Source organism: Mesorhizobium sp. NZP2234, from assembly GCF_013170765.1.
Lineage (GTDB): Bacteria > Pseudomonadota > Alphaproteobacteria > Rhizobiales > Rhizobiaceae > Mesorhizobium > Mesorhizobium loti_D.
Genome location: NZ_CP033364.1, coordinates 6362005 through 6374017, shown reverse-complemented (window position 1 = coordinate 6374017; position 12013 = coordinate 6362005). Strand labels below are relative to the sequence as shown.

9 protein-coding genes and 2 pseudogenes are annotated in these 12013 nt (G+C 57.9%); 8 read left to right on the top strand and 3 right to left on the bottom strand.

Features of this window, described 5'->3' with window-relative positions:
* Positions 1–424: 424 nt before the first annotated feature.
* Both EB230_RS30755 and EB230_RS30750 read left to right on the top strand, forming a co-directional pair.
* Entirely contained in the window at positions 425–2092 is a 1668-nt protein-coding gene (locus EB230_RS30755) for a DUF4403 family protein (RefSeq protein WP_172374592.1), read from the top strand.
* A 50-nt stretch (positions 2093–2142) separates the two neighbouring features.
* Positions 2143–2793 (top strand): hypothetical protein, encoded by a 651-nt coding sequence (locus EB230_RS30750; protein WP_172374590.1) that lies wholly within the window; start codon positions 2143–2145, stop codon positions 2791–2793.
* 20 nt (positions 2794–2813) lie between these two features.
* Here the strand turns inward: EB230_RS30750 and EB230_RS30745 are convergent, their stop codons facing one another.
* Together EB230_RS30745 and EB230_RS30740 are read right to left on the bottom strand one after the other, a co-directional pair.
* The gene (locus EB230_RS30745) at positions 2814–3122 is read right to left on the bottom strand and encodes a hypothetical protein (RefSeq protein ID WP_172374588.1); all 309 of its coding nucleotides are present in this window, start codon (positions 3120–3122) and stop codon (positions 2814–2816) included.
* A gap of 60 nt (positions 3123–3182) precedes the next feature.
* Positions 3183–4010: an excalibur calcium-binding domain-containing protein gene (locus EB230_RS30740; protein WP_208866503.1), complete on the bottom strand. Its 828-nt coding sequence runs from the start codon at positions 4008–4010 to the stop codon at positions 3183–3185.
* 340 nt (positions 4011–4350) lie between these two features.
* Between EB230_RS30740 and EB230_RS30735 the strand changes: the two genes are divergently transcribed.
* The 5 genes from EB230_RS30735 (at position 4351) to EB230_RS30715 (ending at position 10773) form a co-directional block, all read left to right on the top strand.
* Positions 4351–5868, top strand: a complete 1518-nt coding sequence (locus EB230_RS30735) for a hypothetical protein (RefSeq protein WP_245440837.1) — start codon at positions 4351–4353, stop codon at positions 5866–5868.
* Positions 5869–5953: 85 nt separating this feature from the next.
* Complete coding sequence (locus tag EB230_RS30730; protein ID WP_051355517.1) at positions 5954–6688, top strand: hypothetical protein; 735 nt, start codon at positions 5954–5956, stop codon at positions 6686–6688.
* A 3-nt stretch (positions 6689–6691) separates the two neighbouring features.
* Entirely contained in the window at positions 6692–7954 is a 1263-nt protein-coding gene (locus tag EB230_RS30725) for a hypothetical protein (protein WP_097574693.1), read from the top strand.
* Positions 7942–8967 carry an OmpA family protein gene (locus tag EB230_RS30720; RefSeq protein ID WP_027056392.1) on the top strand — a complete coding sequence of 342 codons (1026 nt, stop codon included), beginning with the start codon at positions 7942–7944 and terminating at the stop codon, positions 8965–8967. Before EB230_RS30725 ends, EB230_RS30720 begins: the two co-directional genes overlap by 13 nt.
* Positions 8968–9777: 810 nt before the next feature.
* Positions 9778–10773 carry a class I SAM-dependent DNA methyltransferase gene (locus tag EB230_RS30715; protein WP_172374586.1) on the top strand — a complete coding sequence of 332 codons (996 nt, stop codon included), beginning with the start codon at positions 9778–9780 and terminating at the stop codon, positions 10771–10773.
* A 197-nt stretch (positions 10774–10970) separates the two neighbouring features.
* On the opposite strand, the pseudogene EB230_RS30710 reads toward EB230_RS30715, so the two are convergent.
* Positions 10971–11594 (bottom strand): annotated as a pseudogene (locus EB230_RS30710) (aldehyde dehydrogenase family protein); the annotation flags it as partial.
* A gap of 274 nt (positions 11595–11868) precedes the next feature.
* Between EB230_RS30710 and EB230_RS30705 the strand changes: the two are divergent.
* Positions 11869–11982: pseudogene (locus tag EB230_RS30705) on the top strand (transposase); the annotation flags it as partial.
* Between the last annotated feature and the right edge of the window lie 31 nt (positions 11983–12013).

Genomic DNA, 12013 nt, shown 5'->3' with positions numbered 1-12013 from the left:
CCTCCAAGGAATAGAGACAGTCTATGAGATTCTATTTGACGATAGGGATTGAAAGATTTGACATTAAACGATTTAATCTCCAGGAGAGTGAATAGTTCAAATGCGTCATATTTAAGCGGCTAACATATTTGCAAACGCAGTCCATTCTGACCCGCTATTCCTCTATCAATTTCTAAAAAGAATCCAAACAGCCTCTTACGTCACTATGCAACAAAGAGTAATGTGCGGTCAATGTGAAGAATAGAGTTCTCAACGAAGTTCCTAGGGCGGGATCGCTTGTTCGGTTGTCTTTAGCGGCAGGAGCTTCGGCGCCTGCCTGCGCATAGGGGCACCTGAAGGTCATTCGATCACGTAGAGATCACAAAGCGGTGATTTTCAGTGCCGCCGCTTCAACGGCTGCAGAGCATTCTTGGGGGAGACGTCCATGACAGCGCGTACCAGACCGGACACGAAGTTGCGTGTCGCTCACTTTGCTGCCGCCGCTCGTCGGTTCGTTCCGGTCCTTCTCATTTTGGTTGGCGTTTCGGGCTGCGAAAAAAATCTCTTCCAGGCGCCAATCCATGGTGGCACTGCCGATGTGCCGCCGGCACCCGTGTCGGACAGCGTTCTCACGCTGGTGGCGCAAATCCCGTATGAGACGCTAGTGCAAGCAGCCCAATCGAAGATACCGCAATCCGTTCCAGTGCAAGGAGATGGTCAAATCGGATGTGTCGGTATTCCTCATATTAATCCCGGACACGTGGGACATCATACTGAGTGCCGTTGGATCGGTGTCCGTGTTTGCGCTGAGGTGCCGGATATTACCGCTCCGAGCCTTGGCACTACGAACCAATGCGCCGACTTTCATTGGCATGCTGACATCGCAAGAGATGGCCCTCTTGTTGTGGCCCAGGCGGGCAATGGCGTTCACGTCGAACAGCCGCTGTTTGTCAGCGGTCAGGCCGGCGTAGGTGGCGACCTTGCCAAACTGCTTTCGCTTTCCGGAAAGAACTTCGAAGCTCGGCTGGTCCCCGGCGTCGATCTGCAGTTCGACATGAACGATAAGTGGTGCCCCGTCCTCTCAGGAACCCCGACCGGCAGATGGGTGAGCAGTGCTTCGGTGGAAGTCGTGGGCAAAAACTGTCTCGGCTTTGATTTTGGAAACCTGGGGCACCCCCAAGTCTGCGCAGGGCCAATCAATCTGGGACTGGCTGACGTGTTGAACGGCCAGATCAATGACCACCGCGCCAAGATACAGGATGCCATCGCCAAAGCTCTGCCTTGTGATGCGCTTCGGTCAAAAGTTGAGGCCCAATGGCACGCCATTGCGATCAAGATCGACCGCCCGGACAACACGCCCGTCTATCTCAACATCGTCCCCACAGCGGCGAGCTTTTCGGGCCTGGTCGGTGAAGCGCAAGGCATGAAGATGACCGTGCGTGTCGCGGCAAAGACCAGTCTTGCCGCAGAGCCAGTTGCCACACAGTCCCTGTCTCTGCCGCCATTGGGCAAAACATCAGCTGATCGAAGTCAGGCCGACATCACCGTGCAAGCAGCTGCTCCCTATGGATTGCTGTTGGACGAGCTGTCAAAGAACCTTAAGGGTCACGACTTCCAGCAGCAGACGCCGGCAGGCGCCGTCGATGTGAAGGTCGAGGATGTTGACCTCTATCCGAGCGCTGGCTCTGTCGTGGTTGGCTTGAAGGTACAGGCAAAGCTGCCGGGCGAGTTCCTGAATACGACCGGCTGGGTTTACCTCTCAGGGGTACCCCGCGTCGAGAAAACTGGCACAGCGATCTCGATCAATGAATTGCATTTCGCGACCGTCCTGGACAACGCCTTCTGGAAGGCTGCACAATCCCTGTTCGAAACCCAGATCCTGGCAGATTTAGAGGCTCATTCGAAAGTCGATCTCAACAAGCAGATCAACGACGCGTCCGATGAGATCTTGAAGGCCGTTCACAATACCAACGTTCCGGGGTTGAAGATTTCCGCTGACACTCCGTCGATTGAACTTCTGGATATCACTGTCGGGCCGGAAAATCTGATTGCCAGTGCCCGCCTTAAAATGAATTTCGATATGGCGCTATCAGCTGATTTGGTAGGTCAGTAGCCCATCTGCCAAACGAGCCGCGGCCATTCATAACGAACAAGAGGGTGCCAATGACCCAATCCCAGCTTAGCAAGGTTTGGTTTGTGGTCAGTGCGCTCCTTTTCTATTACGCCCTGAATTCTTGGGTGGTCGCGCAAGGCGGGGAAGAGATTTTCGGTCCAAAGCTGGTCATGAAGGCGAGGGTGCCTGCAGTAATGATCGCAATCCCGATATGTTCGATTTTGCTCGCCCTAACCTCACTCATTGGACGGGTCTATGCCCTACGCAGCGGCTCGCACTGGCATGCGCGGATACCGGTTGTCGGCTTCGACGCGATCGAGACGGGCTCGCGAGAAGGCCGCGTCTATCAAGGCGCGATGATTGTGGTCTTCTCTGTGCTGCCCGCGATCGCGCTGGTCTATTTCTGGTGTACGTTTCTCTCCGCGACGGTAATGCTGAACGACGGCAAGAAGGACCCAGGCGCGAGCCTTTGGGATTGGTCGGAACTCCGGACGCTGAACGATCCCGCTCGTATCTGCACTGAATTTGACAAGGGGCTCGACAAGCCGTGTATCGGCAGCGCGACGGTGCTGCCGGGCCTTGAGCCAACAATCTTTGGCGCGCTAACCCTCGCGGGCTTTATTGCGCTCGCGATGCACTGGCGTGCTGTGGCGATGGGTCAACGGCATCAGGCCTCACCGATCACGACCCACGGCAAGTAGGAGTCAGCGGATTGAAACTGTCAGTCAGTTGCGGGCGACGAAAGAGGCTTGCGGCCAAGCAATTCCTGCAAGGCGACCTGGCCGGTAACGGCAGATCCGGCAACCCACGCCAGCATCACCCACTCGGAAACAGTCATGCCGCCGGCGCGCGCGTAGAGCATTGCGCCTACCACGGCTGAGAACAGGCCTAACCCCACCGCCAACATCACGGCCATCTTAAACAGCGCGTGTGGCGCTTTCTGTCCGACAAACTGTCCGCAGGCGTACATGGCGGCAATGGGGATGCTCACAGCGATGATAAGAAGTCCGATTGTTGCAAAGAACACCATCTCTCTCATCCCTCCGCCTTTACGGCGTTTGCATCTGTGGCCGCTTCTTATCCAGCGCCATCAACAGAGTGTCTCGCAAGCAATTCCGTCGCCATCGCGATCCAGCTTGCCACCCCATGGACAGTTGTTGAGATACCATTGGGCTTCGTTGCAAGAGCTGATTTGCGAGCATGTCCGCCGCGGTTGGCATGAAAAGCTTTGCGCTACCTGTGAGCGGCTGATGATGCCAAGCGGCTGGCTCGACGGCCTCGCATCGCCGGCGTGCAAAGCCCGCCATTCCCAGGGTGCCTGAAACGTTCCGACCCAAAGACCGAGTTTCGCGGCCTCCGCCTTCGCCTGCTGCGCTGAATAGGCCCCGTGGCTGAAGCGGGGCCAATCCAGAGCCTGGCCGTGCTCGACCATCCAGGAGGCGACGCTGACGCCATCCGCGCGCTGGCAATCACCGACAAACCGGTGATATCGGTCCCAAGTTACGAAGGTGCAGTGCACCGGCCTGGAGGCCGCTAGAAATGCGTCCAGTGCGTCGGCTGAGCGGCGCCCGCAGGGATAGTCGAATCCCTTGGCGTCGCTGCAGTACTGCTTGCTCTCCGGCGCGTCGATGCCGTTAAAGCGGATCCGCTGGCCATGGACTTCGATCGTGTCCCCGTCGATAACGGACGCGACGCCGGCGATCGGCTCCGGCCTCGATCCGAACCAGTTCGAAACGCCAATGTCTGGTATTCGGTCGGTGTGCTGCATGGCTGATTGCGTGGCTAAGGCGGCAGCGGCAGCCACTGTCAGAAAGACCAGGCCCAACGGCACGCTTGCGCGACGCCATGCGCGTGATCGACCCACGCCATTGCCCTTGCGCCCCTGACCCGAGCGATTTTTGTAGCGAGATTTGTCCAAGCTATTCTCCCCATCACTAGAATGCTATCAAATTTGGCGCTGGTCTAGGTTTGGCGGGTGACAAGGGTTGAGAATCTTTCTGTATGGCCGGGAGCTGATCGATCGCGTCAACACAGTGTGTCAATAACTCTTGCGAACTGGAGCAAAAGGTAGCGGCCTCAAAGTACGCGATGAGAAAGACCATGGCCGGCCGCGCTGGTTGCAAGGAATCGCTCCGGAGGCCGAACCACTTCTTTAGTTTGCACGCAGCGCGTCGATGTACTATCGAGCACATTCAGAATGGGTTTTTTGCATTCTGCTGGGTGGGGCAAGCCGGATATGACCGACGCCGATTGCGGGATTGCTGCGCGATGAAGCGCGCGGCGTGCCGCAAGCATGTGTTTTCCAGGGTTCGATCGTAGGGGTAAAGACGTTGGTTGCGAGGTTTGAAGCGCTCGAGAAGCTGCGCAATCGGATAATGGAAGCGAACCACGACTATAGGGTGGGGGCAGACATTTTCCCGAGTCTCAACGTCGACAAGATTGCCCGGGACATGGACCTCGACGATCAGGGAACGGCGCATGGCGAAAAAGACCAGCCATCGTCCTCGTCCAAGGCCCTCGACGAGGTCGAACACTCCATCGTCGAAAGGGTGCAGGACGAGAAAAAGGCGGCCCACCAGATCCTTGAGGATCAGCTTCACCTCTTCTCCGGCCGCGTTGCGAACCTGGGCCTTGAGGAGCAGTTCGGCCTCCTTCAGCAAGCCAATACTTCAAGCCTGTCCGACTTCAAGGGAGAAATAGCGATCGGTTTGGATACCCTTCACGCCAAGCGAACCGACCTTCACGAGGCAACCACGGAGCTTTCCAGCTTCCGCAAGAACCACCGCTTGGAACGCGTTGCCAGGCTGCAGCAAGGAACAGCCCATCTTTTCAGGGTGGCGCTCCTTATTTTCCTCCTGCTGGTCGAGACGTATCTCAACGGATCCTTTCTGGCCAAGGGCAACGACCAAGGCTTCCTCGGTGGTGCCACGGAAGCATTCGCCTTTTCCTTCGTGAATATCGTGTCCGCGTTGATTTTCGCCATCTTCTGCGTGCGCTGGGTGACCCATCGGTCTTGGGGAGGGAAGCTTGTCGGAACCGTTTTCATCCTGCTCTATGCCGCTATTGCACTCGGGATCAACTTGCTGCTTGCGCACTATCGTGAGGTCAGCGGAACGCTCGCCGACGGAGCTGGCAACATTGCGGTCCAGAGAATGCTCCATAACCCGCTCGGGCTTGAGGAGGTGAGATCGTGGATGCTCTTCCTGGTCGGTCTGCTCTTTTCTATCATCGCCTTCATCGACGGCTGGTTCGTTCTCGATCCATATCCAGGTTATGCCGGCGTGGAAAAAAGGCGCCGGGAGAGGCGGCAGGATTACACCGATACCAAAGCCGACCTCATAGACCGCCTCATCGAATTGCGCGACGACCACAATACCAAGGTCGAAGACATCTTGAAGGGGCTAAGCAGCCGTAGGAGAGAACACGCTGCAATCCTATCCAGCCGTGCGCGGCTTTTGGCTCTGTTCAATGAACATCAAGAGCAGCTCGAGAGGAGTTGCAACCAGCTGCTTTCAAAATACCGCGAAGCAAACATTCGGGCGCGCAAAACTCCCGCTCCAAAACACTTCTCCCAGCCCTTTAAACTCCAAAAGACCAAGCCCATTGTCCAAAACGATGGTGAGATCAAGGATAGCGATCTTGCTTCATCAATTGCCGCGGCCCAGCAGGCGCTGAACGAGCAGATGCTGCAGGTGGGCAAGGAATGCGAGTCCGGGATCGAAAAGTATCGCGACCTCGACAAGCTGTATCCGGAGACGCTCGATGGCCAGGCCTAGAAGCCGTCGCAGGGCAGGGAGCTCGCGCGGGAAAGGCGTTGGAGCGATTGTCGGAACAATCCTGCTTGGACTTGCCTCGCTCGCAATGTTTTCCGGCTACGTCTGGCTCAACGTAAAGGCCCGGGACGTGGTGGAAACAGACGCAAAGACGGGCTGCCCGACAAAGGCGGGACCGAACAGCGTCACCGCTGTTCTTTTTGACACCTCTGATCCCGTCCCGCAGGCGACCATGGAGGATCTTGCCAACAAATTCAGGCAGATTGCCGGCTCAATCAAGCAAGGCGGCTACCTCTGGGTTGGCACCTTGACAGCGGTACCTGGCGACCTGAAAGAGCTGTACGCGCGTTGCAATCCGGGAGACGGCTCAACGGTTGACGTCTGGACCAGCAATCCCGGAAAGCATCAGAGAATCTGGGAAGAGGCCTTCGACAAGCCCCTCAAGGAACTGCCGGAGCACTTGCCGGCGGATAGCCAGGCTGATCAGTCGCCGATCATGGCTGGCATCCAGAAACTGAAGCTCAGCCTGTTCGACAACGGCATGTTCGACAATGTTCCAAAACGGTTGGTCCTCGTGTCGGACATGATGGAGAACACGCCCGCCTATTCCCAATACAAAGCGGGCGCCGACTACAACGCCTTCAAGAAAAGCCCAGCGAATTCGCGCTTCAGGACCGATCTTCTCGGCGCCGACGTAACCATTCTCTATTTCAACAGGCCGGAAAGGAAGTTCCCGTCCGTCGACCACGCCAATTTTTGGACGCAGTGGTTTTCGGAGAACGGGGGCAATCTCAGCGACTTTACAAAGCTGGAAGGGATGTAACCCATGGCCGCGCGTAGACAATCCTTCCTCGATACGTGGATCTTCCCGCAGGCTTTCTATATCGCGCTGACGGTAGGCGGGTGCGTTTTCATCGCCGTCACAAAGACCGCCGGCATAAGTCCCGTTATCTCGTCAACGGTGCCGATCGGCATCATGATCGGCTACTTCGCGTTTTCCTGGTACGTCGGGAAGTTGCGCGTTCACGACGAGCAGACAGGTGACAACCTCTATTACATGGGCTTCCTGTTCACGCTCTCCAGCCTGGGCACCTCGCTTTACCAGTTCGGCACAGACGCATCGACCGACGAAATCGTCAGGAATTTCGGCATTGCCGTGACGTCGACCATCACAGGCATCGCGCTGCGCATCTTCCACAATCAGGTCCGACGCGACCCCGCCGACGTGGAACGGGCTGCCCGTCACGAGCTCGCGGACATGACACGTCGCGTGCGCACCGAGATGGAAAGCGTAGCGCGTGAGTTCGCCGACTTCCGCCGGGTTTGCAATCAGATGTTGGAAGAAGGCTTCGACGAAATAGCCCGACAGGCGGAGAAGAACGGCGATCAGGTCCGACAGGCCTTCGAGGGTATGGCCGCCAAAGCGATAAAGCCCGTCCAGGAGACTTCGGAGAAGATAGCCAAAAGCCTCGATGACACGTTCGGCCGTATCGAAAGCAGGTTTTCAGGTGTCGCTGAAAAGGTCGACACAGTCGCAGCGTCGCTCGACACGGCGAATGCCTCCATGGCTGGCACGATCTCGAAGTTCGAGGCGCAGGCCGACATAGTTGCCGGGAAGCTCGCCAACGTGGTTATTCCGGACGAGGTCCTCAAGACGGATGTCGTCACAGTTCTCAAGGTGCTTGCAGCGTCTGTCGGAAGGTTCACCGAGCGGGCTGAGGCGCTTTCCAAAGAGCAGGGGGAAAGGACCGACAAGCTTTCGGATACCGTCTTGAGGATGGCGGCGCATCAGAAGCTCCTCCTGGAGAGGCTTGAGAAGCAGGCTGAGCAAAACGCCAGTACGACGAACCTGCTATCCCGCATCCTCGATCGCGATCGTGTGTCCGTCCCGCACGAAATTCCTCCGGTTGCACCTGTGCACGCCAATGAACCGTCTGTTGAACCTCCCATCTTCATCCCCATTTCGGCGGCAACTGCGCAGGGTGAGAAGCCAGGCGCAACGGCAACAGCCAACGGCGCTGATGCCGGGCAGCAGGCCTCCCAGCCGATCGTGGAGAAAGTCCAGCCGAGGCCGAGATGGTGGCGCTGAACGAACCCGGCGGAGCTTCGGTCGGCTACGAAAAGAAAGGCTATGCCCGCGGCTTGATCCTCGGGCTCACCATGGCCGAAACGATGCTCCTGCTCGTCTTCTGCCTGCTGTTGGTTGCAGGCGCCATTGTCGCAAAGAAGAAGGCCGAATTGGAAACTGCCCTTGAAAGGGTATCCCGCAGCGAAGCAGTGATTCAGCAACTCAAGCAGGAGAACAAGAACCTGCTGGCCCAGGTTGCCGAGCTCATGGAGCGCTTCACTGGGCACAAAGTGCCTGATGAGGAATGGCGAAAGCTCGTCCTCGCCAAAAAAGCGATCGAGCAGATCGAGCAAAAGGGACTGTCGGCCGACGAAGCAGTTCAGCTGGCGGAAGCCACAGTCGCGGTCCGAGACAACAATCTCTCAGCCGACGACGTACGCAAGCTAGTCTCAGCAGATCAGCGTGCGACCGAAGCCGAACGGAAGCTGGCTGAAGCCGAAAAGGAACTCGCTGAAACGACACGGCAGCCTAAGGATCTGCCACCGATCATCAATCTGAGCGAAGCCAAGGGCTATTCCTTCGAAGTCAGCAGTGCCGAACTCAAACCGGCCTTTAAGGCCAAGCTTGAGGGCGCTATTGCCGAGCAGATTGCCGATATCGTCGCAAAATACGATGTCGATGTCGTCGAGGTCATTGGCCACACTGACGAGCAGCGATTGTCGAGGCAGTCGAACATGGACTTCGTTCTGGGGCGCGTACTCTCTGGGGATGAGAGCGTCAGCGAAATGGAGCCGGGTGATAATGCCGGGCTAGGCCTCGCGCGAGCGATATCCGTCGCGTCCGTTCTGAAAAAGATACCGGCGTTTGATCATTTGAACATCCTACCCATGTCAGGCGGCCAACTGATCCTGCCGGATGATCGCCTCACGGATGGAGCTCAGTCAGGCGACGCTCCAGAAAGGCGTCGTATCGAGATCCGAGTACGCAAGAGCAAGCAGAAGCTGGCCGCCGAGGGGCATCACGAAGGCAATTAATAGGCAAACCATGTTGAGCCAAAGCGTGGGTTGCCATCCACCGGAACACGAGTAGAAAGCCCGCAAACTGCCGCGGTCCAGTGCCAGCGCGCCGCGCTTTAATTAGTCGGGCGCTCGCTGACGCGTTTTTTCCGCGCCGGAAGTCGAATGGAAAGCGCTTCAGGAAACCACGAAATGCATTCCAGTCGTGTGATCACCGCTGCCACAATGCATGGTGTCCCCTATTTCTGATGCTACACAATAATAGGTCAGGGCGAGGCAATTATTGATGCATCGGTGACTAATATTAACCAATAATCAGAGTTTTATTGGCAACCTCTTCTGCCGGGTCCGATGACTGTGTCGGAGGGGATGTGTAATGAGTCTGGGTGCCGCAGGGCTCACGCCCATAACGCCTGCTGCTTTCATCAAGAAGTGGAGGAAGTCGGAACTTGGCGAGCGGCAGGCAGCTCAAGAACACTTCCTCGATATCTGCTCGCTGGTCGGCCATCCGTCTCCGAGCGATGAGGACCCGACCGGCGCGTTCTTCGCGTTCGAGAAAGGTGCGAACAAGCTCGGAGGGGGTAAAGGTTTTGCTGACGTCTGGAAGAAGGGTCACTTCGCATGGGAGTACAAGCGTAAGAAGGGAAACATCGACGAGGCCCTCCTCCAGTTGATGCGATACGCGCCGGCGCTTTTGAGCCCGCCGCTACTCATCGTTTGCGACATCGAACGCCTTCGCATCCATACCGCTTGGACGAACACCGTTCCGTCCACATACGTGATCACCCTAGATGACCTGGCGGAACCTTCACTCGCCGCGGCCGCGACATGTGGATTGTGGATTTCGGCTGGGAGATGTCCGAGCAGGAGGCTGCCCTCTACGAGGCGCCGTTCCAGCACATTAGAGAGCATGTGTTTCCGGAGCGCTCAAAGAACAGGCGTGATGCCTACCGCGAGCGTTGGTGGCGACACGTGGAGCCGAGACCGGCTTTTCACGCTTCCTTGCAGGGCCACTCGCGTTACATGGCAACACCTCGCGTCGCAAAGCATCGGACATTCGTGCGGCTTGATCAAGCGATAGTGCCCGACTCCCGCATCTTCGCGTTTTCTCGGTCAGACGATGTCTTTTTCGGGATTCTTCACTCCCGATTTCATGAGGCTTGGAGCTTCGGAACTTGCTCGTGGCACGGCGTCGGCAATGATCCAACCTACAATAGTGCGGGGGTATTCGAGACCTTCCCGTTCCCCGAGGGCCTCACGCCGGATATCCCAGCAGTCCGATATGAAAAGGATTCACGAGCCATCGCCATATCACAGGTGGCCAAGAGGCTTGATGACTTACGAAACGCGTGGCTCAACCCGAGCGACCTTGTCCAGATCAAGCCCGAGGTCGTGCCCGGCTATCCGGATCAAATCCTTCCGAAGGACATCGTGTCGCACGCGATCCTCCGCGAGCGTGCCCTGACCAACCTCTACAACCGGCGTCCGCAGTGGTTGGTCGACGCTCACTCGGACCTGGATGCCGCCGTTGCCGGAGCCTACGGGTGGCCTACAGATATTTCTGAAGATCAAGCTCTGGCGAATCTCCTAGAACTCAATCTGGCGCGTGAGGCATTCAACGAGCACGCCAAATCCGGTCTGAAGACAAGAAAGCCACGTCGTCGTCCAACGCCGGAAGAGGTTCGACGTGCCCCGCAGATGAAGTTGCCCATTGCAGGTGGCCGCAAGTCCGTTGTCGGTCCGCAGCAATTGACCACCGAGGATCGCGAAAACCAGCCGACGTCAGCAGAGCGTCCGCGAAACACCAAACGCCGAACAAGCTGACCCAGGTCAGCCAAATTGTGCGAGACGCCCTTGCTCCAAGACCGATGATAGACCCATTCCAGTCATTTCCGTTACACCTCATCAAAAGCAGATCGAAGCCGGCCGCGCCTATGACCGCCTTCTCAAGCGCGGCACCCGGCCGAAGGGGCTCAAGGCCATCGTCGCATGGTTCAAGCGCCTGTGGATCAAGTTCATCGGCTAATCAGCGTGCGGCCGACGGCATCGCCTTTGCAGGCACAGATCAGGTTGCCGACGCCTTCGGGAAAGCCGGCCTCCGCGCCGAGTGCAACCATTGCGCCTGCAACAAGCGGCGTCTGTTCGGCAGGTTTGAGGATGACCGCGCAGCGGGCCGCCAGCGCCGGCGAGCTCTTGCGCAACCCTCGAGGCCGAGAAAATTCCACGGCGTGATGGTGCCAACAACGCCGATCGGCTGCTTGACCGCCAGCATGCGCTGGCCCGTCGAGGGCAGGGAGATCGTCTCGCTATAGATGGCTTTGGCCTCTTCGGGCGTCCCATTGCAGATCGCAAGCAGCGTGAGGGACTTCCGGTCCGGCTTCGGCAAGCGGCTTGCCCATCTCAGCGGTGAGAATGGCAGCAAGGTCGTCCGCATGGTCGATGATCAGCTGATGCCAGCGCCACAGCATGTCGCTGCGCTCCCGGGCGGTCATGGCCGCCCATCCAGCCTGCGCCATATATGCCTTGTCGATCGCTGCGCGCGTCTCCTCGATCCCATGTCGGGACTTTTCCGCCAGCACTTTCGCCAGTGGATGGATCAAGACCTCGAAAATTCGCTCGCCAGACGGCGTGCCGAGTGGCGGCATGCGGTCGATAGCGCCGAACAGCTAAGCAGATTTCAGGTGCAAGCGGTTGGCACAGAGGCACGCCTCGCGGGGACACCGGCGTTAAGTCCTGCGAGCTGATAAAACCGCAGCGCAAGGCATGGCGTCCAGGCATCCGGCAAGCGGCAGTCTGCCGGCACTTGATGACGCCCGCGCGCCTGACGGCGCGTGCCGGGTGCTCGTGAACCGAGCCCGTTTTTTCTTCGACAGGCTCAGGCGGCCTCGGCCAACCGGCTTCGCCGCCTCCGATAGCGCCAAGGGCGGACGGCCGCCCTTTGATACGGTGATGATGTTGAAGATCATGGTGCTTCAGGCGCTCTACGGTCTCTCGCACGATCAGGCCGAGTTTCAGATCCAGGACCGGCTGTCGCCGGTGGGCATGGCCCCCATATCCATCCCAT